Raw genomic sequence first — 26147 nt, 5'->3', positions numbered from 1 at the left:
TCTCGTTACCGGCCAGCGGTATCCGAGTGGCGGAGAGGGAGGGATTCGAACCCTCGAAGGGGCTATAAACCCCTTACTCCCTTAGCAGGGGAGCGCCTTCAGCCACTCGGCCACCTCTCCGGTCTGTACTCGCCCGCGAGAGAGCAGGTTGCCCCCGGCTCGTCACCGGGGGCGCATAGGATAGCGGCGGCGGCCGCCCAGGTAAAGGCCGTCAGCCGGAAGAGGGGTCCGACGCCGATTCGTCGACGGCGGTTTCGCCCTCGCTCTGAATCTTGGCGTAGATCTCTTCCCTGTGAACGGAAACGTCACGCGGCGCATTCACGCCCAGACGAACCTGGTTTCCTTTCACGCCCAACACGGTCACGGAGATCTTGTCCCCGATAACGACCGATTCTCCAATCCTACGAGTCAAAATAAGCATGCGGTCCTCCCGCTGTTCCTAGCACGGTTGACAATACAAATGCCGATACGTTGCCGGCATGGTCGGGCTTTCCAGTCGCCCAATCTTCTCTAGGCCTGTTCGCTGCGGGGAGTCAACTCACTGTCGACCTCCTCCGGCGCCTGCTCGAGCCCGAAGGCATCGTGCAGGGCGCGCACCGCAAGTTCCAGGTACTTCGCCTCCAGCACAATCGAAATCTTGATCTCGGTGGTCGAGATCATCCGGATGTTGATGTTCTCCTCCGACAACGCCTTGAACATCCGGGACGCGACGTTGGCGTGGGAACGCATGCCCACGCCGACGAGCGACACCTTGGCGATGTTGGTGTTGCCGGCGACCTCACGCGCCCCCAGCGTGGTCGCGGCCTCCTCGAGCAGTTCCTTGGCCCGCTCGTAGTCGCGCCGGTGCACGGTGAACGTGAAATCGGTCAGCGTGTAATCGCTGGACGAGTCACCGGACACGTTCTGCAGGATCATGTCCACTTCAATGTTGGCCTCGCCGATCGGTCCGAGCAGCGAATAGGCGATGCCCGGCCGGTCCGGGACGCCGAGCACGGTAAGCTGCGCTTCGTCCTGGGTGAAGGCGATGCCGGATACGATTGGCTCTTCCACGTCTTCCTCCAAGGTGATCAGGGTGCCGGGTCCGTCCTCGAAGGTGGACAGCACCCGCAGCGGCACGCCGTATTTGCCGGCGAACTCCACGGCACGGATTTGCAGCACCTTCGAGCCCAGGCTGGCCATCTCCAGCATCTCCTCGAAGGTGATCTTCTCGAGTCGGCGGGCGCCGGACACCACGCGCGGATCGGTGGTATAGACCCCGTCGACGTCGGTGAATATCTGGCACTCGTCGGCCTTCAGCGCGGCCGCCAGGGCCACGGCGGTCGTGTCGGACCCGCCGCGCCCGAGTGTCGTGATGTTCTCGTTCTCGTCCACGCCCTGGAAGCCGGCGACCACCACCACGCGGCCGGCACCCAGCTCGTCGCGCAGGTGCTGGGCGTCGATCTCCTGGATGCGGGCCTTGGTGTGGGCCGCGTCGGTACGGATGGGCACCTGCCAGCCGGTGAACGAGCGCGCATCCACGCCGGCGTTGCGCAGCGCCATCGACAGCAGCGAGATGGTGACCTGCTCGCCGGTCGACAACAGCACGTCCATCTCGCGCGGATAGGTGTGCCCGATCTCGTCCGCCAGTCCTTGCAGACGATCGGTCTCGCCGCCCATCGCGGAAACCACGACCACGACATCGTCGCCGCGGTCGCGGTAGCCCTTGATCTTGTCGGCGATCCGGCGGATCTTCTCGACACTGCCGACGGACGATCCGCCGTACTTCTGAACGATTAAGGCCATACGGTTCCTGCCGGGTCTCCCTGGCGCGCTATGAATTGGAGGCGGCGGTGCCCGCCGTCTCGCCAAGTACGTCCGCAACCCAATCCCGGACGCCGGAAAGGGCCGCATCGAGCTGTGCCGGCTCGCTGCCGCCGGCCTGGGCCATGTCCGGCCGGCCGCCGCCACGGCCGCCGACCTTGCCGGCGACGAAGTTGACCAGGTCGCCGGCGCGCACCCGGTCGGTCAAATCCTTGGTAACGCCCGCGATCAAGGCGACCTTGCCGTCGTCCTCCTCGGCGCCGAGCACGACCACGCCGCTGCCCAGCTTGTTCTTGAGCTGGTCGACGGTGTCGCGCAGGGTCTTGCGGTCGGCGCCGTCGAGCCGTTCGGCCAGGACCGGCACCCCGGCGACGGTCACCGCGCGCGCGGCCAGATCCCCGCCCTGCGCCGAGGCCATCTTGCGGCCGAGCTGATCCACCTGTTTTTCGAGCGCGGCGTTGCGCTCGATCAGCTTGTCCAGCTTGTCCTCGAGTTCCACCGGCGCGGCCCGCAGGCGCTCGGCCAGGCGCCGCACGCGGGCCTCGCCGGCCTGGACGCCGGCCAGGGCCGCCTCGCCGGTCACCGCCTCGATGCGACGCACGCCGGCGGCCACGCCGCGCTCCTCGGTGAGCTTGAACAGGCCGATCTCGCCGCTGCGCGCGACATGGGTGCCGCCGCACAGCTCCACCGAGTAGTCGCCGTAGCGCACCACCCGCACGGTATCGCCGTACTTCTCGCCGAAGAAGGCCAACGCCCCCTCGGCGATGGCGTCGTCGTAGGAGCGGTAGTAGAACTCGCCCTCGATGTCGGCCCGCACCTGCTCGTTGACGCGCTTTTCGATATCCGCCAGCAGGTCCGGCGTCACCGTCTCGTAGTGAGCGAAGTCGAAGCGCAGCCGGTCCGGCGCCACCAGGGAGCCCTTTTGGCGCACGTGCGTCCCCAGGATCTCGCGCAGCGCGGCATGCACCAGGTGCGTGCCGGTATGGTTGAGCTCGACCGCGACCCGCCGGATGGCGTCGACCTGCGCCTCCATCCGCTCGCCGGTGCCGAGCTCGCCGGCCTCGACCCGCCCGAAATGCAGGTGCTGACCGTCGGTCTTCTGCGTGTCCTCGACCAGGAAGCGGCCGCCGGCGCCGGTGAGCACGCCGGTATCCCCGACCTGGCCGCCGGACTCGGCGTAGAACGGGGTGACGTCCAGTACCACCACGCCGGACTCGCCCTCGCGCAGGCGCTCGACGGTCTCGCCGTCGCGCATCAGGGCCATGACACGGCCCTCGTCGGCGGTGGCGTCGTAGCCGGTGAAGCGGGTCTCCCCCGCCGCCGGCGCCTTGACGTTGTAATCGACCTCGAAGCGGCTGGCGGCGCGGGCGCGCTCGCGCTGGGCGGCCATCTCGCGCTCGAAGCCGGCCTCGTCGATCTTGAGCCCGCGCTCGCGGGCCACGTCGTTGGTCAGATCGGCCGGGAAACCGTAGGTGTCGTACAGCTTGAACACCACCTCGCCCGGCAGCGTGTCCCCATCCAGGCCCGCGATGGCATCCTCCAGGATGCGCATGCCCTGGTTGAGGGTCTCCTCGAAGCGGGCCTCCTCCTGGCCGATCACTCGCTCGACATGCGCCGCGGCGTCCCGCAGCTCGGGATAGGCCGCGCCCATCTCGTCGACCAGCGGCGCGACCAGCTTGTGGAAGAACGCGCCGCGCGCGCCCAGCTTGTGGCCGTGACGGATGGCCCGGCGCATGATCCGCCGCAGGACGTAGCCCCGGCCCTCGTTGGCCGGCAGCACACCGTCCACGATCAGGAAGGCGGTGGCGCGGATGTGATCGGCGATCACCTTGAGCGAGCTGTCGCCGTCGTCGGCATGGCCCGTGGCCTCGGCCGCGGCGGCGATCAGACGCCGGAACACATCGATGCCGTAGTTGTCGTGGGTGCCCTGCATCACCGCGGCGATGCGTTCCAGCCCCATGCCGGTATCCACCGAGGGACTCGGCAACGGCTCCATCTCGCCGTCCGCCGTGCGGTTGTACTGCATGAAGACCAGATTCCAGATCTCCACGTAGCGGTCGCCGTCCTCCTCGGGCGTGCCGGGCGGGCCGCCGGCGATCTCCGGGCCGTGGTCGTAGAAGATCTCGGAGCAGGGACCGCAGGGGCCTGTGTCGCCCATGGACCAGAAGTTGTCGTGGGCGCCGATGCGCGAGAAACGCTCGGCGGAGACGCCGATCTCCTCGAGCCAGATATCGGCCGCCTCGTCGTCCTCCTCGTACACCGTGACCCACAGCTTCTCGGGCGGCAGACCGAGGGTGCCGGTCAGGAACTCCCAGGCGTAGGCGATCGCCTCGCGCTTGAAGTAATCGCCGAAGCTGAAGTTGCCCAGCATCTCGAAGAAGGTGTGGTGCCGGGCGGTATAGCCGACGTTCTCGAGATCGTTGTGCTTGCCGCCGGCGCGGACGCAGCGCTGGGCCGAGGCGGCGCGGGTGTAATCGCGCTTCTCGCGGCCCAGGAACACGTCCTTGAAGGGCACCATGCCGGCGTTGGTGAACAGGAGCGTGGGGTCGTTGCCGGGCACGAGCGGACTCGAGGCGACGACGCGATGTCCCCGCTCGGCGAAGAATTCCAGAAATTGGCTGCGCAGCGCGTTGGTGCCCGTCATGCCCGTGTCACAATGCCCGAAAATCGGTGGCGCAAAGGCACAATGGTACCGAAGCGCACGGCACCCGCGCTACTAACCGAACGGGTAGGTAGGCCGGCGCGACGGGGGTGCCGCCCTAGTCCCCCAGGGCGGCGCGGATGGTCCCGCCGTCGAAACCGCGCTGCTGCAGGAAGCGCATCTGCTTGGCCTTGGAGGGAAAATCGTCCGGCACGGCGGCACCGAACCGCTTGCGACGCACGGTCGATGCCAGGGCGGCCCAATCGACGTCGAGTTCCGCCAGGGCGTCGTCGATCGCGGCCTCGCCCACGCCGCGGGCGGAAAGTTCCGCCCGGATGCGCAGCGGTCCCTGACCCCGCTCGACCCGGCTACGGGCCATGCTTTCCGCGTAGCGACGCTCGGACAGCAGGTTCTCGGCTTCCAGCTCGGCGGCGACATCGGCGACCGCCGTTTCGTCGAAGCCGCGCCGCGCGAGCTTCGAGATCAATTCGCGCGGCGCATGCTCCCGACGGGCCAGCAGTTTCACGGCCCGTGCCCGGATGGCGGCGGGATCCGCCGGGTCCTCGGGGGCGGCCACGGGCTCGGTGGATCAGCCCTGGGCGGCCTGTTCCCCGGACTCCGCGGCCTCCTCGGCCTGCGACGCCTTCTCCTTCTTGGGCGGCAGCAGGCGCTCCCGGATCGCCGCCTCCAGATCGGCGGCGACCTGGGGATTCTCCTTGAGATAGTTGCGGGCGTTGTCCTTGCCCTGGCCGATGCGCTCGCCGTTGTAGCTGTACCAGGAGCCGGCCTTCTCGATCAGGCCCTGGGCCACGCCGTGCTCGATGACCTCGCCCTCGCGCGAGATGCCCTCGCCGTAGAGGATCTCGAACTCGGTCTGGCGGAACGGCGGCGCCATCTTGTTCTTCACCACCTTGACCCGGGTCTCGTTGCCGATCACCTCGTCGCCCTTCTTGATCGACCCGATCCGGCGAATGTCGAGCCGCACCGAAGCGTAGAACTTGAGCGCGTTGCCGCCGGTCGTGGTCTCCGGACTGCCGAACATCACGCCGATCTTCATCCGGATCTGGTTGATGAACATCACCAGGGTGCCGGTGCGCTTGATGTTCGCGGTGAGCTTGCGCAGGGCCTGGCTCATCAGCCGCGCCTGCAGGCCCACGTGGGAGTCGCCCATCTCGCCCTCGATTTCGGCCTTGGGCGTGAGCGCGGCCACCGAGTCGATCACCACGATGTCCACCGCCGCCGAGCGCACCAGCATGTCGGCGATCTCCAGGGCCTGCTCGCCGGTGTCCGGCTGCGAGACCAGCAGGTTCTCGACATCCACGCCCAGGGCCTCGGCATAGACCGGGTCCAGGGCGTGCTCGGCGTCCACGAAGGCGGCGGTGCCGCCGGCCTTCTGGGCCTCGGCGATTGCCTGCAACGTCAGCGTGGTCTTGCCCGACGACTCCGGGCCGTAGATCTCGACCACGCGGCCCCGCGGATAGCCGCCGACGCCCAGGGCGGCATCGAGCCCCAGGGAGCCGGAGGAGATCGCCGGCACGTTCTTCACCGCCTCGGCGTCGCCCATGCGCATCACCGCCCCCTTGCCGAACTGGCGTTCGATCTGGGACAGGGCGGCGGCGAGAGCCTTCTTGCGGTCTTCGTCCATAGTGACCTACTCGGTTCGGGCTTACGGTAAAGGCGCCATTATTCCACAGATGCCGGCGCGAGTGGCCAGCGCCGGAGCGGACGATAGACCGCCTTGCCCGCCACCCGCGCGCTCTCCGTCAATTCGAACGCATCCGGGCGCCAGGCCACCGGTTCCGGCAACCGGACGCGGCGTGGCGGCTCGGCCCGCCGGGCCACGGTGACGTGCGCCCGGAAGCCGCGCGTCTCGCGCCCGATGCCCGCCGCCGCCGCGGCCTCGCGCACGCCGGCCGCCAACGCCGCCAGCGGCGCCGGCGTCGTCTTGGGCCCGACCCACGCGGCGCGCGGCCCGCGGAAATAGCCCAGACGGGACAGGCAGAGATCGAAATCGACCGCCCGGATACCGTCGCCGGCCGCCAGCAGCGCGTCGATACGTTCCGCCGGCACATCGCCCAGGAAGGCGAGCGTCAGGTGCAGCTTCTCGGGCGGCACGAGCCGCCCGCGCACACCGCTGTCACGGGCCCGCACGGCGATCTCGTCGGCCACGTCCCGCGGCGGCCAGAGGGCGAAGAACAGCCGCCGCGATTCAACCGGCATCGCGGCCGCGCAGGCGCTCGCATAGCCCCGACAGCGCCACGGCCACGCTCGCCCGCCGCACGGCCTCGCGGTCGCCCGCCAGCACCCGGCGTTCCGTGGCGACATCGCCGTCGGCGGCCCAGGCGAACCAGACCGTGCCCACCGGCTTGTCCTCGGTGCCGCCGTCGGGCCCGGCGATGCCGGAGACCGCGACCGCCACGTCCGCGAGGCTGCGCGCCAGCGCGCCGGTCGCCATCGCCGCGACCACGGCCTCGCTGACCGCGCCCTCGGACTCGATCAGCGACGCGGGCACGCCGAGCATGTCGCTCTTGGCGGCGTTGGAGTAGGTCACGAAACCGCGCTCGAACCAGGCCGAGCTCCCGGCCACGTCGGTGCAGCACTTGGCGATCCAGCCGCCGGTGCAGGATTCGGCGGCGGCCAGGGTCTCGCCCCGCGCAGGCAGGGCCACGGCCAATTCGGCCACGAGATCGACGATAGCGTCTTCGGTGTCAGTCATGCCGTCAGTTTCCAGTTTCCCGTTGCCGGTTTCCAGTCGCGCGGCAGGGCACGCTCCGGGGCTGGAAACTTGATAGCATTCCCGCCCCATGAGCGCCGCCGCCGACAAACCCGCCCACACCCCAATGATGCAGCAGTACCTGGCCATCAAGGCCGAGTACCCGGACATGCTGCTGTTCTACCGCATGGGCGACTTCTACGAGCTGTTCCACGACGACGCCCGGCGCGGCGCGGCGCTGCTCGACATCACCCTGACCCAGCGCGGCGAGTCCGCCGGCGCCGCCATCCCCATGGCCGGCGTGCCGGTGCACGCGGCCGAACAATACCTGGCCCGGCTCCTGGCGCGCGGCGAATCGGTCGCCATCTGCGAGCAGATGGAGCCGCCCGGCAAGACCAAGGGCCCCGTGCGCCGCGAGGTGGTGCGCGTGGTCACCCCCGGCACCGTCACCGACGAAGCCCTGCTCGACGCCCGCGACGCCAACCTGCTGGTCGCGGTCGCCGCCGGCCGCGAGGGCTTCGGGATCGCCGCCCTGGAACTGGCGCGCGGCGATCTGGCGGTCCTGGAGGTACCGGACGCCGCCGGCCTGACGGCCGAACTCGCACGCCTGCAGCCCGCCGAACTGCTGTTCTCCGAGGATACGACCGAGAGTGCCCTGAAGGACCACGCGCGGGCCCAGCCACGCCCTCCCTGGGAGTTCGATCCGGCCTCGGCCCGGCGCCGGCTGCTGGATCACTTCGGGGTGGCCAACCTGCGCGCCTACGGCTGCGAAGAGTTGCCGCTGGCGGTGGCGGCGGCCGGCGCCCTGCTGGACTACGCCCGCAGCACCCAGCGCAGCGCCCTGCCCCACCTGCGTGGCATCCGCACCGAGCAACGCGACGAGGCGCTGGTCCTGGATGCGGCCACGCGCCGCAACCTGGAGATCGAGCGCAGTGTCTCCGGCCGCGACGAGCACACCCTGATCGGCGTCCTCGATCGCTGCGCCACCGCGATGGGCAGTCGCTGCCTGCGGCGCTGGGCGGCGCGCCCCCTGCGCGACCGCGACGCCCTGCGACGCCGCCACGACGCGGTCGGCGCACTCGCCACGGGCCGCCACGCGGACCTGCGCGGCGCCCTCGCCGGGATCGCCGACGTGGAGCGCATCGTCACCCGCATCGCCCTGCGCAGCGCGCGGCCGCGCGATTTGACCGGTCTGCGCGAAGCCCTGGGCCGGGTCCCCACGGTGCGCGCCGCCCTGGACGGCATCGACTCGCCGCTGCTGCGCGAGCTCGCCGCGGCCATGGGCGAGCACGGCGAGACCCGCGAGCTGCTGGAACGCGCCCTGATCGAGCAACCCCCGGTGGTCCTGCGCGACGGCGGCGTGATCGACGCCGGCTACGACGCCGAGCTGGACCGGCTGCGCGGCATCGCCGGGCATGCCGACGATTTCCTGCGCGACCTGGAGTCGCGCGAGCGCGCCCGCACCGGCGTGGACACACTCAAGGTGGCCTACAACCGGGTCCACGGCTACTACATCGAGCTGGGCAAGACCCACGCCGACAAGGTGCCGGCGGATTACACGCGGCGTCAGACCCTGAAGGCGGTCGAGCGCTACATCACCCCGGAGCTCAAGCGTTTCGAGGACGAGGTGCTGTCGGCGCGAGAGCGGGCCCTGGCCCGGGAGAAGGCCCTGTACGCGGAGTTGCTGGAGACCCTGGCGGCCGCCACGGAGCCGCTGCAGGCCTGCGCCGCGGCCCTGGCCGCCCTGGACACCCTGGCGAACCTCGCCGAGCGCGCCGAGGCCCTGGAACTGACCGCGCCCGAGCTGGTGACCACGCCCTGCATCCGCATCCGCGAGGGCCGGCATCCGGTGGTGGAGCAGGTACTGGACGGCCCCTTCGTCGCCAACGACCTGGCGCTGGACGACGACACGCGCATGCTCCTGATCACCGGCCCCAACATGGGCGGCAAGTCCACCTACATGCGTCAGACCGCGCTGATCGTGCTGATGGCGCACATGGGGAGCTACGTGCCGGCCGCGGCGGCGACCATCGGCCCGGTGGACCGGATCTTCACCCGCATCGGCGCGGGCGACGACCTGGCCTCCGGCCAGAGCACGTTCATGGTGGAGATGGCGGAGACGGCGCACATCCTGCACCACGCCACCGAGCACAGCCTGGTGCTGCTCGACGAGATCGGCCGCGGCACCAGCACCTACGACGGCCTCGCCCTGGCCCGGGCCACGGCCGAGCGCCTGGCGCACCACAACCGTGCCTTCACCCTGTTCGCGACCCACTACTTCGAGCTCACCGCGGTCGCCCAGCGGCTGCCGGCCACCGCCAACGTCCACTTCGACGCCAGCGAGTATCCGACCGCCGAGGGCGAATCCCTGGTGTTCCTGCACGCGGTGAAGCCGGGCCCCGCCTCGCGCAGCTACGGTCTGCAGGTGGCGGCCCTGGCGGGCGTGCCGAGGCCGGTGCTGGACGCGGCCCGCGCGCACCTGACGGAGCTGGAGCGCCAGACCCCCGAAACGGCGGAGAAGGACCGTCCCCAGATGCCGCTGTTCGAGGAAGCCGCGCCGCCGGCCCGCGACGAGCTACGCGAGCAGCTCAAGAGCATCGACCCCGACGACGTCACTCCACGCGACGCCCACGCCCTGCTCTACCGTCTCAGAAAGCTTCTGGAAGAATAAAACGAACCACAGAGACACGGGGACACAGGGAAAGACACGCTTTGCCCAGGTTCTCCGTGCCCCTGCGTCCCTGTGGTTGATCAATAATCAAGCGCCGGCCTGCGCCAGCACCAGCCGGACCACCAGCACCAGGACCAGGACGAAGATCACGGTCGCCACCAGGCCGATGAGGATGAAATGCAGCGGCCGGCCGCGGCTGAAGTCGCGCTGCCGGTTGGTGCTGCTCTGGACGCCGAAGAAGGCCGCCAGCACGCTCATGATGGTCTGCCACAGGGTCAGCGGCTCGTCCGGTTCCCGACGCTCGTCGTCTGTCATGATCCCTCTTCCAGCAATTGCCTCGTCACATCCAGATCGTCACGGGTACGCCGGACGATGTCCTCCGCCAGGAAACGCTCCAGGCGACCGCGCAGCAGGGGCACGCGCACGTCGACCTCGTAATCCAGGGACAGGCGGCTACCCGTGTCCCGCGGGCCGATGTCGAGATCGACGCCGACGGCCACCGGCGCGGCATGTACCAGGATATCGATTCGCCCGCACTGCCGCGAGCGATGCCAGGTATCGGTCTGGGTCACCGCGATGCGGTTGCCGACCAGCTTGCGCACGAAGCCCGGCAGCGGCCCCGCCGGCGGCAGGTGCCGGCGCACGGCGATGACGAAGCGCTCGCCGTCGTCCTCGCAGGACTCGATCTCGACGTCGCCGCCGTCGAGCCGGCGGTACTTGCGCAGGAAATACTCGCGATCGGTGAACGCGGCCAGCAGGTCCTCCGGCGCGCTGTCGAAATCGGCTTGATCGGTTATCCGCATACCTTGGGCGATACGTGTCGGTGGGCCGGACAAAGAGAGGCCGCCGCGGCGGATGCCGCGACGGCCGTGAACGGGCTCGCCGCCGCCGTCAGCGCGACGTGCGGCGCTTCAACGATTGCGGCGAGAAGTAACGATCCTCCAATGTGATGGAGAAATCGTTCGGCTTGCCTTCGTTGATCATCGCGGTGGCGAAGTACAGCCCCGACTGCAGGTCGTAGATCAACTCGGGCACGCCGCCGGCGATCTGCAGCGGCGGGAAGCTGATCGCCGCCGCCTCCTGGAACTTCCAGAGCTTGTCGCGGTTGTCGTAGCAATCCACCGCGACGATGTTCCAGCCGTCCTCGTCGATGTAGAACGTGCGCCGCTTGAACTGGTGGCTGGTGCCCTCGCGCAGGAAGGAGTCCACCACCCACACGCGGTGCAGCTCGTAGCGCATCAGGTCCTGATTGAAGTGCTTGGAGCCCAGGAGATCGTCCTGGTAGGTGTAGTCCGGATCGTTCACCCCGTAGTTGTTGTACGGAATGATGATCTCCTTCTTGCCCACCAGCTTGTAGTTGTAGCGGTCCAGGGCACCGTTGTACATGTCCACCTGGTCGTAGAACTGCTGGCCGTCGGTGCCCTCGTAGGGGTTGTCGTAGGCCACGTTCGGCGCCCGGCGCACCCGGCGCAGGCCCGGGTTGTACAGCCAGGCCGAGCGGTAGCCGACGTGCTCCCAGGCCAGCAAGTACTGACCGGCGTTGCGCGGCGGCGCCACCGTCTCGGACTGGTAGTAGATCATGATGTCGTCCTTGTCATTGATCTTGATCCGCTCGTCCTCGTTGAGCAGCGTGTACGGGAACTTGACGTTCTCGACCAGCTTAGTGATCTGGGTGGCGCCGTCCTGCTGCACGATCGCCTGGTCGTTGTTGCGCTGGACATACTCGCCGCGCCAGCGCAGGCGGTGGTTCCAGATCGCCTCGGCACCGTTCTGGGGAATCGGAAACGGAAACCCGAACTCGGCCTCGCGCAGGCAGTCGTTGCAGCCGTCCAGATGGGCGGTGGTGGCGTTCTGCTTGGTGAACTTCTCGACCTTGTCCGGGTAGCCCACGTTACGGTGCGTGGGATACACCTTCATCTTGTAGTCCGGGTACAGCTCGAACAGTGCCTTGTGACCCTCGGTGAGCTTGTCGGCGTACTGCTTGTAGTTGTCCGCCGTGATCACGAACTTGGGTTCCTCGGCAAGGATCTTGCCGACGGTGTCCGGGAAGTTCTCGGCGGTGAGGTCCTCGCCGCTGATCTTGCCCTGCTTCGGCCACGGATCCCAGGCGGGGATGGTGCCCGCCTCGTTGCCCTTCTTGACCGCGCCCACCGGGGTCAATTCGTTGCCGAGCTTGGCTGCTTCCTGCTCCGACACCTTGGCCGTGGACACGCCGGCGACGGCGATGGCCAACGCGCCGCCGAATACTGCGGCTGATTGAAACTTCATCGTGTTCCCTCTCCTCAGATCGATCGTCTACGCGACCGCGCCCAGTGGATCGGACTCCTCCCCGCTCCGAGGGCGGTACGGCGACCGCGCGCGATAAACCCCGTGAATGTCGTTTGATGAATATTCGTTCGAGTCGCGTGCGACCGGAATGTTCCTACTCAATCGCCATCCGACTCCGACACGCGTTGTAGATAATCGCCCAACAGGGGGCGGCCGTGCAATTCCGCGCGCAAGACCGCCATCAGCACGAACACCCCGCCGAGGCGGCGGTGCAGGAACACGATCTCTCTCGGAGGGATCCGGAACCAGCGCGAGATCGCCGCCCGCGAGATCGCGCGCGAGACCCGCCGGGGCAGGTCCGACTCGCCCCAGCGGTAGGCGCCGTCCGGCGTCAGGAGTTCCGCCGGCGGGGACTCGGAGAAGGGCTCGATCATCAGGAAACCGACCTCGGCGAAGGCGTCCAGCACCGACCGCGGCGAGTCCGGGCGCAACAGACCGATGCCCCGGGCGCCGCGGATCACCCGCTCGCGATCGCGCGCGTAGGCCCCGGCGACGATGTCGTAATACGCTTCCAGGAAGTCCGGCTCGAAACCGCGTACCGCGCCGAAGTCGATGCAGACGATGCGATCGTGGCCGTCCGCGTCCGTGCGCACGCGGTAGTTGCCGAAGTGGGGATCGGTCTGCACGCGGCCCCAGTCGAAGAATTCGTGGAAGAACAGGTGCAGCGCGTTCTCCGCCAGGCGGTTGCGCCGCGCCTGCGACAATCCCTGCACCGCGGCCGACTGCACGTGCTCGCCGGGCTCGTAGGAGGTCACCAGCACCGTCTCGGTGGAGTACTCCGGGAACACCTCGGGCACGACGAAGCGGTCGTCCTCCGCCAGCCGGTCGCGATAGGCGCGGGTCATGGCGAGCTCGTGCGCGTAATCCACCTCGCGGTAGATCATGTCGCGCACCTCGTCCATCACCGAGTGCAGCTCCACGCCGCGCGGCACCAGCCGCGCGATGCGCACGATATGGGTCAGGGTGCGGATGTCGCTGTCGATCGCCTCCGCCAGGCCGGGATACTGGATCTTGATGCACAGTTCGCGACCGTCCGCGACCCGCCGCGCGCGATGGACCTGGCCCAGGGACGCCGCGGCCAGCGGCTCGGGGTCGATATCCAGCTCGGCGAGCCGTTCCTCGCCCAGACGCTCGCGCACCACCGGCTCCAGCTCCGACCAGGCCACCGGCGGGCTGTCGTCCTGCAGGCTGCGCAACACATCCAGGGCCTCCGGGGGCATGAAGTACTGGCCGTAGACGGACAGCATCTGCCCCACCTTCATCACGCTGCCCTTGAGACGCCCGAGCTCGTCGGCGAGATACTGGGCCTGCTCGCGATAGAAGGTGCGGTCGCTCTCGGCGCGTGCCTCGCGGCCGCGGAAGAAGTTGCGCACCGTGTGTCCGGCGAACTGGGTGCCGGCGACCACGCCCATGCGGGCCATGGCGAGATTGCGGTCGAAGGCGCGGGTCTTGAGTTTGAGGGGACGCTTGTACTTGTCGTCGGCCATCTGCAGAGGAGCTCCCGATCGGCCGTGGATTGTAGCACCGGGGGCCGGCGGCCCCCGCCGCGGCTCAGTCTCCGAAGAGCTGACTCTCCAGCATGCGCACCCGGCGCCGCAGCGTCTCCACCTCCTCGATCAGTTCGACCGCCAGACCGGCGCCGGCCCGGTTCACGCCCAGGTCGCGCTGCAGACGGCGCACGGTCTGGACCCGGCGCACGGCGACGGCGGTGAAACGCGGACCGCGGCGGCCGTAGGCGACCGGCTCCAGGATGCCTTCCTCGACCAGCTCGATAACCCACTCGGCGGATACGCCGCAGGTCCCGCACAGCTCGGCGAGATCGAACGGGGTATCCGGCTCGAGCGGCTCGGCGGACGTCGTCTTGCTTGCTGCCATCAGCGACCTCCGTAGAGATGGGCCCGCGGATCGAAGGACGTCGCCTCCGCCAGCCGGCGGTAGGCCGCCTTGGCATCCTCGCTGTCCGCCGGCGGCGTGACGATGCGCAGCACCACGTACTGGTCGCCCTTGGTCTTGCCGGGCAGGCCGCGGCCCTTGAGCCGCAGCTTGCGTCCGGACTGCGATCCGGCGGGCACGGTCAGGTCCACCCGACCGTCCAGCGTGGGCACCGGCACCTTGCCCCCCAGGGCGGCCTCCCACGGCGCCACCGGCAGGGTCAGGATGACATCGCGGCCCTCGACCGAGAACAACGGGTGCGGCGCCAGCGAGACCTCCAGCAATATATCCCCGCGCGGGCCGCCGCCGGCGCCGGGCTCGCCCTGGCCGCGCAGGCGGATATGCTGGCCGTCGGTCACGCCCGGCGGGATCCGCACCTTCAGGTTGCGCGTGCGCTGGGTGACCCGGCCCTGCGCGTCCATGGCCGGCTCCTGCAGCGTCAGGGTGCGCTCGCCGCCATGGTAGGCCGTGTCCAGATCGATGGTGATGCGGGCCCGCTGGTCCGCGCCGCGCGTCGAGAAGCCGCCGGCGCCGGGGCCGCGCCGCCGGCCGCCGAACAGGGTCTCGAAGAACTCCGAGAAGCCGGCGGCATCGGCGTCCGTGAACCCGCCGCCGCCGAAGTCGAAGCCGCTCTCCCAGCCCGGCGGCGGCCCCCAGTCCGCGCCGCCGCCGGCGCCGCCGCGCGGCTGCGAGCGGACCTGGTCATAGGCCGCGCGCTTCTCCGGATCCTTCAGGACTTCGTAGGCCTCGCTGACGTCCTTGAAACGCGACTCGGCGTCGGGTTCGTCGCTGACGTCGGGATGGTACTTGCGGGCGAGCTTGCGGTAGGCGCGCCGGATCGCGTCCTGGTCCGCGTCGGGCTCGACCCCGAGTATCTCGTAATAGTCCTTGAACTCCATGCGGCATTGAGTAGGGGCGATCCCGTGGCTTTCAAGCGTAGCGCGTCAGCCACTCGCGCGCAGCCTCGGGCCGGTTGCTGATGATCGCGGACACTCCCAGGGACAGGGCGCGCCGGAAGGCCGGGGCGTCGTCGCAGGTATAGGCATAGCGCGGCATGCCCAGACGATCGAGCGCGGGCACCGTCTCGGGTCCGAAGCGCTCGATCGCGACACAGACCGCCGCCAACGGCAGGGGCGAACGGCGCAGGCCGCGCACGCCCGGCACCCAGCGCAGGTTACGGACCAGGGGCAGCCCCGGCGCGACCGCATGCACGTCCCGCAGGGCGCTGTCGTGGAAGGACAGTATCTCGACCGCCTCGTCGAGACCGTGCGCCCGCACCTCGGCGGCCACCCGGCGCGCCAGCTCGCGGTGCCGCGCCCGGCCGGCGAGTCCCTCGGTGTTCTTGATCTCCAGGTACAACCGGGTGCGGCCGCCCCAGCCCGCGAGCACCTCGTCCAGACGCAGCACCCGGTGACCGGTCTCGCGCCCGGCGAACCAGCGCCCCGCGTCCCGGCGCACGAGTTCGTCCCAGCGGCACTGACTCACATGGCGCCGGGCCAGTCCCAGCTTGTCCAGCGCCTTGTCGTGATAGACCGCGACCACCCCGTCGGCGGTGAGCTGCAGGTCCAGCTCGATCCCGTCCGCGCCCTCTTCCAGCGCCGCGTCGAACGCCGCCGCGGTGTTCTCCGGAAAACCGTGCGAGGCGCCGCGATGGGCGATGACGAGCGGGACAGCCATTGACCGAAAAGATACACGCCGCGCGATAACAACCACACAATAATGAACCACAGAGACACAGAGGCACAGAGAGAAAGCGGTTAACCACAAGGACATGAAGAGCGAAGTCTTTATTAGCTGCTTTTTCGCACCCTTCGCGGTTTTGACCTTCCTTAACTCTGTGCCTCTGTGCCTCTGTGCCTCTGTGGTTAGTCATTGAATTTTTCTGAACATTAACGAATCCGGCGCCGCACCGCCGCCGGCCGGAAGTCCACCGGCTCGTAGCGCCCGGTGTTGTAGCGGATGGGCGGTCCCTCGTTGACCAGGCGCGTGGCCAGGTAGCGCCCGTCCTTGAGGTCGTAGATGAAGGCCGGCGCCGTGTAGGTGAGCTGGAGGTCGTAATACTGCGCCGCGTGGCCCTCCTGGAAACGCCACAGACGGCCGGCGTGATCGTAGTTCTCCACCAGCAGGATCGACCAGGAGTCCTCGTCGATATAGAACACGCGGGTGCCGAAGCGGTGGCTGGCGCCGCCCCGCTCGCTGGCCTCCACCACCCAGACCCGGTGGCGCTCGTAGCGGGTGTACTCGGGATCGGGGAACCCCTCGTCCAGCAGCTCGTCGTATTCGACCTCGCCCGAGTGCAGCGGATAGGCGTTGTAGGGCACGATCAGCTCGCGCCGGCCCTGGAGCTTCCACACGTAGCGGTCGTAGGCGCCGTTGTACATGTCGATCTGGTCGACGAACATCAGGCCGTCCGTCGAGGGCCGGGGGTTGTCGTAGCCCACCGGCGGCACCCGGAACAGCCGGCTGGTGCCCGGCACCGACACCCAGATGCGGCGCTCGCTGCGGCGCCGGTCCAGGGTCTCGTGGGCCAGCACCGTGCCCTGGGAACGGCCGTCGCGCTGCAGGTAGGCGAGGTAGTAGGCGATGATGTTGTCGTTCATGCCTTCGGGCCGCGCCAGGTTGCCGTAACCGAACAGCACCTCTTCCACCCGCTCCAGCAGCGTGTAGTCCCCCTCGGCGTCGACCACGGCCTCGTGCGAGCGCACCCAGATGTCGTTGCTGCGATAGCGCAGGCGATGGTTCCACATCGCCTCCACCCCGTTCTCCGGCCGCCGGAAGGGGAAGCCCAGCCTGGCGCCCACGAGGGCGTCGGGGGTTTCCAGCCGCGCCCGCTTCTGGTTCGCCAGCGTGGCGCGGTAGATCGCCTCCGGGAACGCGGCCGAGCGGCGGGTGGGATACACCGGCATGCGGTAATCCTCGTAACGCTCGAACATCGCCCGGTGACCGGCGGAGAGCAGATCCGCGTAGCGCTTGTAGTTGTCCGCCGTGATCACGAACCGGGGCTCGTCGTCGGGGAACGGGTCGCGCAGGCGTTCGCCGGACTCGTAGCCCTCGGGGGCGTCGGCCGGCGTCAGGCCGCCGCGCCAGGGCGGGATGGTGCCGTCGTCGTTGCCCGCCCGGACCGCGCCCACGGGGGTCCAGCGATCGCCGGTGTCGGGCACGCTCGCCGGCATCGGGGCGGACGCGGCGCCGCCTCTGACGGCCGAGTCGGCGGTCTCCCCGTCCGCGCCGGGAGCGGCGTCGTCGGCATACTCGCCGCCACCCGACCCGGCCAGCCCGGCGATCTCCAGCGGCGCCAGCCCCTCGGGCCGCGCCTCCAGGAACCGCACCCACTGCTCGGCCAGATGCGCCACCCGGCCGTGCCGGCGCGCGCGCTCGAAGGCGGCACGCGCCTGCTGCGTGCGCTGCTGCTGGTAATAGGCCAGACCCTGGGACAGCAGCACCGGCCCGGCGCGCTCGCCGAGCCCGCCGGCCAGGGCGCGATCGAATGCGGCGGCGGCCCGCTGCCATTGGGCCAGGTCCATGTGGAGCTGGCCGAGCTGGGCGTAGAGCTGCGGGTCGCCGGTCGCATCCGCCGCCCGGCGCAGGGGATCGACGGCCTTGGCGATCTCCTCGGCCTCGGTCCAGGCGGTGGCCAGGAGCCGCCAGGTATCGCCGTTGACCGGCACGTCGCCGGCCTGCATCCAGTCCCCCAGGCGCCGCGCGGCGTCGAACGGATTGCCGCTCGCGAGCTGGGCGCGCACCCATTGCAGACGATCCTCCGGCGTGGTCAACATGCCCTTGTGGCGCGCCACCTCCAGGGCCGCCACCGCCTCGGGGTGGGCGCCGCGCTGACTGTGCACCGCCGCTAGCTGCATCCAGTAGGTCTTGTTGTCCGGCGCCAACTCCAGAAGCCGGCGCAGGGCATCCGCGGCCGAGTCCAGACGTCCCGCCTCCATCGCCACCGCGAGCTGCAATCGATACAGGGCCTCGTCGCGGGTACCCGCCTCGGAGGCGCGCTGCAGCGGCCCGACGGCCTGGTCCCATTGCCCCAGGTTGGCGTGGGCGTTGCCCAGCGCCAGCCAGGTGCGGGCGCTCAGCTCTTCGACCGCGGCCTCGTCGTCGAGTATCGGTTCGAGGGTCTCGATGACCTTGCGGTGGTCGCCGGCGGCGGCATGGAGTTGGGCCAGGTGCGACCGCATCTCGACCGTGGCCGGCGCCGAGAGCGCATCCAGCGCCAGCGCCTGTTCCAGGTAATCGCGGGCCTTGCCGCGATTGCCGTCGCGCGCGTAACGCCCGGCCAGATGACGCAGCGTCATGGCCTTGGCGTAGGGATCCTCCAGTTCGTCGAGCCGGGCCTCCAGATCGCGGTCGTCGACCTGCTCCGCCGCCTCGTCGGGCACCTTCCGGATCTGGGTGCGGTACTGTTGCGCCTGCACGGCATCCGGCACCGCCAGCAGGAGCGCGAGCGCCAACGCCAGCGCGCCCGGCGCGGGATTCGGCCGGCGGTGCATAGGTGTTTCGCGCGCGCTCATCCCGTGTCAGTCCCAGTTCAGCTTGCAGTCCTCGAGCTTGAACTCGAAACGGAAGGTGACCTCATAGGTCTCGCCGTCGGTGGCCTGGTACAGCCAGTTCTGCAGGCTCTCGACCATGGCCTGCTCGAAGATGCCGCGCGGCTGCGCGTCCAGGACGCGCACGTTGGTCACCTTGCCGCGCGGCGTGACGTTGAACTCGGCCAGGGCCCAGCCCTCGATCCCGCGCCGGCAGGCGCTGCGCGGGATCTGCGGCCGGGCCGTGGACAGCGGCACCAGGTCGCGTCCGCCGGCCCCCTCGCCCGACCCGGGACCGAAACCGGTGCCCTCGCCGCCGCCGGCGCCGCCCCCCGAACCGCCGCCACCGAAACCGCCCAGGGCCTCGCCCATGCCCGACATGCTGGACAGGTCGGTCTCGAAGTCGAGCTCGGGCATGAGCACGTCGCGGTCGGCCTTGGGCGCCGGGATGGGGATGCCGCTGGGCCGGTCCAGGCCGGGCACCGGCGGCGGCCCCGGCGGCGCGGGCGATCCGCCGCCTCCGGCCGCGGCGGCCTCCGGCTCGGGCTCCGGCGGCTCGTCCAGGCTGGCGACCCGCACCGAGGGCTTGCCCGCGATGTCGGTGCCTTCGTCCTCCGGCGGCGCCACCAGCCATTGCATCAGCCAGAACAGCGCCAGGCCGATGGCCACGGCGACGACGAATGCCCCGGGGAGGCGGCGCATGACGGCCCGTGCGACCCCGCTATTCCGGACTCGCGGCGATGGCCATGTCCTCGACGCCGGCGGCGCGGACCTGGTCCATCACCCGCACCAGGAGACCGCTGGGCGCCTTCTGGTCGGCCTGGATGATGACGGCCGAATCCGGGTTCTCGGCGCGCAGCCGCTCCACCGAGGCGCGCACCGCGCGCACGTCGACCGAGCGCTTGTCGATCCAGACCTCGCCGGCCGGATTGATGCCGATGAGGATGTTGCTGGACTCCTGGCGCTGCGCGGTCTCCGCGGTGGGCTGGTCGACCGTGATCCCGGACTCCTTCACGAAGGAGGTGGTGACGATGAAGAAGATCAGCATGATGAACACGATGTCGAGCATCGGGGTCATGTTGATCTCGGTGTCTTCCTCCTCCGCCAGGTTGAGGTGTCGTCTCCGAGCCATCAGGCCGCCTCCGCCTCACGGATGTCGAGCCGGTCCGCCAGCCGCCGCACCTCGAGCCGGGCACGCTGCGGCAGACGGGTGCCGAAATACAGGCCGGACAGGGCCACCACCATCCCGGCCATGGTCGGGATGGTGGCCCGCGACACGCCGCTGGCCATGGCGCGGGCGTCGCCGGTGCCCTCCAGCGCCATCACGTCGAACACCTGGATCATGCCGGTGACCGTGCCCAGCAGACCCAGGAGCGGACAGACCGCGATCAGGGTACGGATGGCACGCACCCCGGCGCGCAGCTCCAGGTCGGCCTGGGAGATGTTCTGGCGCCGGATCGCGCGCGCCCGCCAGCTCGACCGGTCGCGCCGCTCTCGCCACTCCGCGACCCAGGTGTCGCGATGCCGGGGGAAGACCCGCGCGTAGAACCAGAGCCGTTCGAGGATCAGGGTCCACAGGATCACGGTCACGGCGAGGATCGCCCACAGGGTGTCCCCGCCGGCATCGATGAAGGCCGCCAGCCATTCAGGCATGACCGCCGCCTCCCGACCGTTCGGCGGCACGCGCCAGTAGGCCGGAGCTCTGCTCCTCCAGCACCTGGATCACCGCGCGGCTGCGGGCGGCGAGCACGCTGTGCGCGAACAGCAGCGGGATCGCCACGATCAGGCCCATCACGGTCGTCATCAGGGCCTGGGAAATGCCGCCGGCCATCATCTTGGGATCGCCGGTGCCGAACAGGGTGATCGCCTGGAAGGTCGCGATCATGCCCACCACAGTGCCGAGCAGCCCCAGCAGGGGCGCCACGGCGGCCAGCAGCTTGATCAGCGGCTGGGCCCTTTGCAGGCCCGGCACCTCGCGCATCACGGCCTCGTCGACCTTGAGCTCCAGGCTCTCGGGGTCGTCGACGCCCGCCTCGCGGCCGGCGGCGAGCACGCGACCCAGGGGGTTGTCGGGGCTGGGCCGGTCCACCTGCTTGAGCTGGCGGCGCACGCGCCGGCCGACGGAAACCAGTCTCAGTCCCTGCCACAGCGCGATCACCAATCCGGCGAGCCCGATCACGATGATCACCGCGCCGACGCCGCCGCCCTGGCGGATGCGCTCGATCACGCCGGGACGCTGCACCAGCAGTTCCAGCACCGAGCCGCGGGTGGGATCGATCACCATGGGATGCACGCCCGTGCCGGGCCCGGCCGCACTCAGCTCGGCGGCCATCTCGCGCGCGCCGCCGCCCGGCTGGCGCGCCAGGGCCTTGAGGCCCGTGCCCGGCAGGTACTGCAGGAAGGTATCGCCGGCCACCGCCACGAACGGCCCCACGCGCACGACTTCCCGCTCGCGCCGGCTGCCGTCCGGCGAGACCACCGGCGCATGGAAGCGGACCACGTTGCCGGTGGCGGTCATCTCCTGCTGCAGCAGGTACCAGAGCTCCTCCAGCTCGCCCGTCGTGGGAACGCTGTCGCTGGCCGCCAGCGACGCCAGTTCGGATTCGCGTTCCGGGTACTGGGCGGTAACCAGGGAATCGCCGGCCACCGCCTGGAGATCGCCGGCGGCCTGGCGCACGACCGCGACCATCTGGTTGAGGTCGCCGGCCTCCTCGCTGAGCTTTTCCTCCAGCGCCTTCAGATCCTCCCGGAGGCTGTCGTAGCGCGCGCGCAGTTCCCCGGTACGCCGCTCCACGGGGGCCAGCTCGGCCCGGGCCTCGCGCAGCATCCGGGCCTGCTCCTGCTTGTTCTCCAGGAAACGGCGCTCGCGCTCGCTGTTGATTTCCTGGCTCTGCTGCTGCGCCTGGCGCAGCTCGCGCAACAGGCTCTCGGGGTCCGGCGCCGCCTGCGCCGGCACGGCCACGGCCAGAGCCGCCAGAAGGACGGTCACGACACGTTTCATGAGCCATCCTCCCCGCCGTCGCCGTCCTCGGCCGGGCTCGGCGCCGGCACCGCGATCTCGACCAGTTGCGGCGCGGCCTGGTCGCGGGCCACGCGGATGCCCTCGCGTACCGGCCGCCGATAGCGCGCGGGCAGCGGTTTCCAGGCCTCGGCTTGCGAGTCCCAGTAACCGACGTTGGCGTCGTCCGGGGAGATATAGAACAGCATCACCCGGCCGACGCGCAGGAACTCGACCAGCCGCGGTTCGCCGTCGAAGGTGAGCTCGCCCCGGTAGGTGCCCATGGTGCGGCCGTATTCGGCCTCCTTCTGGTAGGCCTCCAGCACCCGCCGGAACTGCTCGGCGGCGTTGGTGCCGGGATCGGAGACCGCGCCGCGCAGATCCTGGATACGCTGCTTGCGCGCCTCCAGGCGGAACGGCAGATCGGACTCGACGAACCGCTGCAGACCGTCGATCATGCGCAGCATCAGCGGTTCGATCTCCTCGCCGAGCCGGGCGACCTCGTCCACGCGCGAACTCAGCCGCTCCTTGCGGCGGACCTGCTCCTCGACAATCCGCGCCAGCTCGCGGTTGTAGACCTCGAGCTGCTGCTTGCGCGTGATCGCGGTGCGGTACGCCTCCAGCATCTCCCGGGTTTCCTCCGAGAGCTCGTCGATTCGATTCTGTGACGCGGCGTCCTGCCGGTTGGTCTGTTCCGCCGTCCCCAGGGCCTGGCCGGTGGCATCCGCGGCGGATGCCGGACCGGCGGCTCCCAGGATCAGAAGACAGCACAAGGACGCCGCCCCCGCGCGCATTGTTCGCAGCATGGTTCTCCTCGTTCGCACCCGGTTCGACAACGCGTCATCGCCGGTGTTGCCGAGCCGTTTCGATCTTAACAGTTGGGTTTCCTTTTCGCTCAGCGCAGCAACTGCGTGGTCTCGGCGAGCCGGCGGGCCTGGATCGCGTTCAGGTTCCGGAACACCAGCGCCGCGATCCGCGGGCTGCGGCGCCGCAGCCGGTCCAGATCGGCGCTGTCGAAGCGCAGGAGACGCACGTCCGAGACCGCGTCGACATTCGCGGTGCGGCGCTTGGCGAAATGCCCGACCTCGCCCATGACCGCCCCCCGGCGCATGCGCGACAGCTCCACCGTTTCCCCCTCGCGGGCCACCCAGGCGCGGAGTTCGCCGTCGATGACCACGAAGATGTCGCCGGCCTCGTCACCCTCGGAAAGCACCCGCTCGCCGGCGCGAAAGGTCTGCATGCGCGACAGCAGCGCGAAGATCCGGGCCTGGCGCAGGGACAAGCCCTCGAACAGGGGGATCGACTGCTGCGGGCTGTGCCCCAGGTCCAGACGCAACAGATCCCACAGGGTGACGATACGCACCCGCGAGGCCAGCGCCGGCGTGAACGTGACGTCCGTGAGCCAGGCCACCGCGACCGTGAAGGCCGCCAGGGCGCCGAACTGGACCTGGTTCTGCAGGTCGCTGGCGGTCAGTACCAGGAACCCGGCGACCAGGGCCAGCGAGGAATACGTCATGGGCCGTATCACGGTGCTCAGGGCGCTGCGGGTGGCGCGCGCCTCGTCCGCCAGATCGCGCGCGTCGCGGTTGAAGCGCGCGAAGTAGTACAGGGTGTCGTCCACCGCGATGCCGAGCACGATGCAGGCGATCAGGCTGGTGGTGGGGTTGAGGCTGATGCCGGCCAAACCCAGTGCCCCGAAGTAGGCCATCACCGGCAGCAGGTTGGGGACCAGCGTGATCAGCCCCACCCGCAGCGAGGTGAACAGGGCCGACAGCAGCAGGAACACCACCAGCAGGGCGGCCCCGACGGTCACTGCCTGGCCGCTGACGATCGCGTCGACGGCATTGGTCATGAGCACGGGCGTGCCCGTGACCCGCCCGGTCACCGGCGGCGGCAGGGCCGCCATCCGGTCCCGGATCCGCGCGACCAGGGATTCGATGGCCTCGCTGTCGGAGACCCGGGCGCGCACCCGCAGGTGGGTCATGGTCAGGCCGCCGTCGGCCAGGCCGTCCAGCGTATCGCCCCCGCCCAGCAGCAGGAGCTGCTTGACCGTGCGCCGGTCGTCCGGGAGCGCGGCGTCCTCCGCCCCGCCCATGGCGCGGTTCAGCACCGTGAGGTAATCGACCAACGACGTGACCGCCCCGACTTCCGGCTGGGCCTCCAGCCAGTCCTGGAAACCGGCCACCGCGCGCAGGACATCCGGACGCGCGAAGGTGTCCGCGACCGGACTCTCGAGGACCACGGACAGGGGCGTGGCGCCGCCGAAGTCGGCGCCGATGCGCTGGAAGTCGGCGCGTACCGGGTGATCGGGCGCGAAGCCCTGGATGTAGTCGGTTCCGGCCCGGATCTGGAGACTGCCGATCGCGGAGACCGCGAGCAGCAGGCCGCCCGCGGCCAGGATCGTCCGCCGGTGGCGCAGGTTGAAACGCCCCAGCCACTCGGCGAAATCGGCGAACCACTTGAGCGCGGGCGGTCCCGACAGGCGCCGGCAGCCGAACAGGATCAGCAACGACGGCAGCAGCGTGAGCGAGAGAAACACCGCGATCAGCACGCCCACGGCCGAGAGCCAGCCGAACTCCCGGATCGGCTGCAGCGGCGACAGGGTCAGGGCCAGGAAACCGGCGGCGGTGGTGGCGCCGGTCATGATCAGCGGCAGCGCGATGTCGAGCAGGGTCCTGCGCACCCCGTCGGCGCCGCCCTCGGGGGCGACCCGGTAATACGCGGACAGGAAATGCAGGGCGTAGGCCAGCCCGATGACCACGGTCACCGGCGGCACGATGGCGGTGATCAGGTTGAGCGGGCGCCCGCCGACGGCCAGCACCGCCAGGGTCCAGATCAGGATCGTGCCGATCACGGCGGCCGGCAGCAGCACACCGCGCACGCTGCGGAAGGCGGCGGCCAGGATCACGGCCACGAGCACGAACAGGCTGGGCAGGATGCGTCCGAGCTCCCGCATCAGCGCCTCGCCGGTGGCGGCCTTGACCACCGGCGGCCCCGAGAGCCGGACCTCGGCCCCGCCCGCGTCGTCCTCGAGTATCCGCCGGATCTCGCGCACCGCGTCGCCGGTGCCCGGCGCATCCTCGTAGGCCGGCCGCAGGTAGACCACCAGCGCGGTCGCCCCGTCGCCCGAGATCAGGGTGTCGGCATAGAGGGGATTCGAACGGACCGCGGTCCGGAGGGCCGCGGCTTCCGCCGGCGTGACCCCGGCGGCGGCGATGCCGCCGAGGTCGAGCGCGTCCCCGTCCGCGCGCAGATCGGGCGCGGCGGCCAGCGACCAGACCCGGGACACCCAGGACCGCGCCCGCAGCCGCTCGGTCATCCGGGCCACCGCGGCCAGGTTCGCGGGCGTGAAGGCATCCTCGACATAGACCGCGGCGACCACGGCCTCGGTATGTCCGAACACCGATTCCACACGGTCCAGATAGCGCCGCTCTTCGTTGTCCAGCGGCAGCAGCGCCTCCAGGGAGGGATCGATGACGAGCCGCGAGGTACCGACCGGCCAGCCCGTGAGCTGCACGGCGGCGAGCGCGGTGACCACGGCCACCAGCGCCGCGATCAGAAGCGGATGGCGCGCGACCCGGCCGGCGAGACGGTCCCCGGTCACGCCACCGCGCTCCCTGCTGCGTGCGCCCCGGGCCTCACCCGCTGCCGCCGCCCGGGGACGGCCCCGCGGCGCCCATGTGGAAGCTCCGGGGATTGAAGATGATGTCCGAGACGCCCTCGTCGTAACGCGTGTCCTCGACCGTCAGCACCGTGTGGGTGCCGTCACGCAGGTCGCGCATGACCAGGCGGGTCGCCAGCCAGCGCCCGTCGATGCGGCGCAGGCTGTCGGGATCGGCCTCGAGGCGCTTTCGAGGCGTGTCGCCCTCGACGAAGAACACCGTGCGCAGGGGCACGCAAGTGGTCCGGTCGACCGCGAATTCGATCCGCCGATAGGGGGTCTCGGCCTCCGCCGCCGCGGTGAGGGCGACCCGGTCCACAGCGCGCCCGTCGATCTCGCCCGGCGCCAGCCGGGTCGCCTCGCCCCCCGCCGACATCGAATGCAGTTGCCGGATGTCGGCGTAGGAGAAGTCCGTACCCATGAGACTGTCGCCGGCGGAATCGCCGGTGATACGGCGCACCCGTTGCATCGACGGCAGGTACAGGAAGAGCTGGTCGCCCTCCGCCCGGTCGATCATGAGATAGGCCATGCCCTTGACGTCGATCGGCGAGGTGAGGCGCAGCGTGCTGCGGGTCTCGTCGTGATCGGGATAGCGCTTCAGGTAGAAACGCCCGCCGCGCGACTGGGTGCCACCCGCCCGGTCGTGGACCTCGAGCGCCACCTCCTGGCGAAGGGTGCGGTCGGGCAGGTTCGCGCGCGAGCAGGCCCGCACTTCCTCGGCGCTCCGTCCGCCGTCGCCGGCCGCGGCGGCGCCGGCCAGCAGTACGGCGGCAGTGAGGCAGAATCGTCGCAGTCGCATGGGGAAAGAGTTCATGTCGGTTCCGCGGCAAGCGTAGCCGAAAAACACATCACAGGATATAGCAGCCGGTTCGAC

At 70.0% G+C, this 26147-nt stretch carries 23 protein-coding genes and 1 tRNA gene; 1 reads left to right on the top strand and 23 read right to left on the bottom strand.

All coding sequences use genetic code 11. The features are described 5' to 3' along the window. Window positions 1–27: 27 nt before the first annotated feature. From PC39_RS04715 to PC39_RS04680, 8 genes are all read right to left on the bottom strand, one after another. Window positions 28–120, bottom strand: a tRNA-Ser gene (locus PC39_RS04715). 91 nt (window positions 121–211) lie between these two features. After that, the gene (gene csrA, locus PC39_RS04710; protein WP_353252210.1) at window positions 212–421 is read right to left on the bottom strand and encodes a carbon storage regulator CsrA; all 210 of its coding nucleotides are present in this window, start codon (window positions 419–421) and stop codon (window positions 212–214) included. Between the two features lie 89 nt (window positions 422–510). Next, on the bottom strand, window positions 511–1782 hold the full coding sequence (locus PC39_RS04705) for an aspartate kinase (protein ID WP_353252209.1): 1272 nt from the start codon (window positions 1780–1782) through the stop codon (window positions 511–513). A 28-nt stretch (window positions 1783–1810) separates the two neighbouring features. After that, on the bottom strand, window positions 1811–4444 hold the full coding sequence (gene alaS, locus PC39_RS04700) for an alanine--tRNA ligase (RefSeq protein ID WP_353252208.1): 2634 nt from the start codon (window positions 4442–4444) through the stop codon (window positions 1811–1813). A 115-nt stretch (window positions 4445–4559) separates the two neighbouring features. Next, window positions 4560–5018, bottom strand: coding sequence for a regulatory protein RecX (locus tag PC39_RS04695; protein WP_353252207.1), 459 nt, complete (start codon window positions 5016–5018; stop codon window positions 4560–4562). Between the two features lie 12 nt (window positions 5019–5030). Then, a complete protein-coding gene (gene recA, locus PC39_RS04690; RefSeq protein ID WP_353252206.1) occupies window positions 5031–6086 on the bottom strand; it encodes a recombinase RecA in 1056 nt (351 codons plus the stop codon). Between the two features lie 38 nt (window positions 6087–6124). Next, the gene (gene thpR / locus PC39_RS04685) at window positions 6125–6661 is read right to left on the bottom strand and encodes an RNA 2',3'-cyclic phosphodiesterase (protein WP_353252205.1); all 537 of its coding nucleotides are present in this window, start codon (window positions 6659–6661) and stop codon (window positions 6125–6127) included. Continuing rightward, window positions 6651–7157 carry a CinA family protein gene (locus PC39_RS04680; protein WP_353252204.1) on the bottom strand — a complete coding sequence of 169 codons (507 nt, stop codon included), beginning with the start codon at window positions 7155–7157 and terminating at the stop codon, window positions 6651–6653. The genes thpR and PC39_RS04680 overlap by 11 nt, the downstream gene beginning before the upstream one ends. An 88-nt stretch (window positions 7158–7245) precedes the next feature. Between PC39_RS04680 and mutS the strand changes: the two genes are divergently transcribed. Further along, window positions 7246–9825 carry a DNA mismatch repair protein MutS gene (gene mutS / locus PC39_RS04675; protein WP_353252203.1) on the top strand — a complete coding sequence of 860 codons (2580 nt, stop codon included), beginning with the start codon at window positions 7246–7248 and terminating at the stop codon, window positions 9823–9825. An 87-nt stretch (window positions 9826–9912) separates the two neighbouring features. On the opposite strand, the gene PC39_RS04670 is transcribed toward mutS, so the two are convergent. The 15 genes from PC39_RS04670 to PC39_RS04600 form a co-directional block, all read right to left on the bottom strand. After that, window positions 9913–10140, bottom strand: coding sequence for a DUF2970 domain-containing protein (locus PC39_RS04670; protein ID WP_353252202.1), 228 nt, complete (start codon window positions 10138–10140; stop codon window positions 9913–9915). After that, window positions 10137–10628 carry a DUF2505 domain-containing protein gene (locus PC39_RS04665; RefSeq protein ID WP_353252201.1) on the bottom strand — a complete coding sequence of 164 codons (492 nt, stop codon included), beginning with the start codon at window positions 10626–10628 and terminating at the stop codon, window positions 10137–10139. Before PC39_RS04665 ends, PC39_RS04670 begins: the two co-directional genes overlap by 4 nt. Before the next feature lie 88 nt (window positions 10629–10716). Further along, window positions 10717–12093: a DUF1329 domain-containing protein gene (locus tag PC39_RS04660; RefSeq protein WP_353252200.1), complete on the bottom strand. Its 1377-nt coding sequence runs from the start codon at window positions 12091–12093 to the stop codon at window positions 10717–10719. A gap of 158 nt (window positions 12094–12251) precedes the next feature. Continuing rightward, window positions 12252–13640 carry an ABC1 kinase family protein gene (locus tag PC39_RS04655; protein WP_353252199.1) on the bottom strand — a complete coding sequence of 463 codons (1389 nt, stop codon included), beginning with the start codon at window positions 13638–13640 and terminating at the stop codon, window positions 12252–12254. 64 nt (window positions 13641–13704) lie between these two features. After that, window positions 13705–14028, bottom strand: coding sequence for a chaperone modulator CbpM (locus PC39_RS04650; protein WP_353252198.1), 324 nt, complete (start codon window positions 14026–14028; stop codon window positions 13705–13707). Then, window positions 14028–14984: a DnaJ C-terminal domain-containing protein gene (locus PC39_RS04645; protein WP_353252197.1), complete on the bottom strand. Its 957-nt coding sequence runs from the start codon at window positions 14982–14984 to the stop codon at window positions 14028–14030. The genes PC39_RS04650 and PC39_RS04645 overlap by 1 nt, the downstream gene beginning before the upstream one ends. A 31-nt stretch (window positions 14985–15015) precedes the next feature. Beyond that, window positions 15016–15762, bottom strand: a complete 747-nt coding sequence (locus PC39_RS04640; RefSeq protein ID WP_353252196.1) for a glycerophosphodiester phosphodiesterase — start codon at window positions 15760–15762, stop codon at window positions 15016–15018. Between the two features lie 212 nt (window positions 15763–15974). Then, window positions 15975–18578, bottom strand: coding sequence for a DUF1329 domain-containing protein (locus tag PC39_RS04635; RefSeq protein WP_353252195.1), 2604 nt, complete (start codon window positions 18576–18578; stop codon window positions 15975–15977). A gap of 27 nt (window positions 18579–18605) precedes the next feature. After that, the gene (locus PC39_RS04630; RefSeq protein ID WP_353252194.1) at window positions 18606–19316 is read right to left on the bottom strand and encodes an energy transducer TonB; all 711 of its coding nucleotides are present in this window, start codon (window positions 19314–19316) and stop codon (window positions 18606–18608) included. 19 nt (window positions 19317–19335) lie between these two features. Then, window positions 19336–19746 (bottom strand): ExbD/TolR family protein, encoded by a 411-nt coding sequence (locus tag PC39_RS04625; RefSeq protein ID WP_353252193.1) that lies wholly within the window; start codon window positions 19744–19746, stop codon window positions 19336–19338. Then, window positions 19746–20267, bottom strand: coding sequence for a MotA/TolQ/ExbB proton channel family protein (locus PC39_RS04620; protein WP_353252192.1), 522 nt, complete (start codon window positions 20265–20267; stop codon window positions 19746–19748). Before PC39_RS04620 ends, PC39_RS04625 begins: the two co-directional genes overlap by 1 nt. After that, window positions 20260–21615, bottom strand: a complete 1356-nt coding sequence (locus tag PC39_RS04615) for a MotA/TolQ/ExbB proton channel family protein (protein WP_353252191.1) — start codon at window positions 21613–21615, stop codon at window positions 20260–20262. The genes PC39_RS04620 and PC39_RS04615 overlap by 8 nt, the downstream gene beginning before the upstream one ends. Continuing rightward, window positions 21612–22418 carry a DUF3450 domain-containing protein gene (locus PC39_RS04610; RefSeq protein ID WP_353252190.1) on the bottom strand — a complete coding sequence of 269 codons (807 nt, stop codon included), beginning with the start codon at window positions 22416–22418 and terminating at the stop codon, window positions 21612–21614. The genes PC39_RS04615 and PC39_RS04610 overlap by 4 nt, the downstream gene beginning before the upstream one ends. Window positions 22419–22507: 89 nt before the next feature. Beyond that, on the bottom strand, window positions 22508–25216 hold the full coding sequence (locus PC39_RS04605) for an MMPL family transporter (protein WP_353252189.1): 2709 nt from the start codon (window positions 25214–25216) through the stop codon (window positions 22508–22510). A gap of 34 nt (window positions 25217–25250) precedes the next feature. Then, window positions 25251–26072: an outer membrane lipoprotein-sorting protein gene (locus PC39_RS04600; RefSeq protein ID WP_353252188.1), complete on the bottom strand. Its 822-nt coding sequence runs from the start codon at window positions 26070–26072 to the stop codon at window positions 25251–25253. Window positions 26073–26147: the final 75 nt, after the last annotated feature.

Source organism: Salinisphaera sp. PC39 (assembly GCF_040361335.1).
In the GTDB taxonomy this organism is placed as follows: Bacteria; Pseudomonadota; Gammaproteobacteria; order Nevskiales; family Salinisphaeraceae; genus APNM01.
This window is presented reverse-complemented; position numbering and strand designations above follow the sequence as displayed.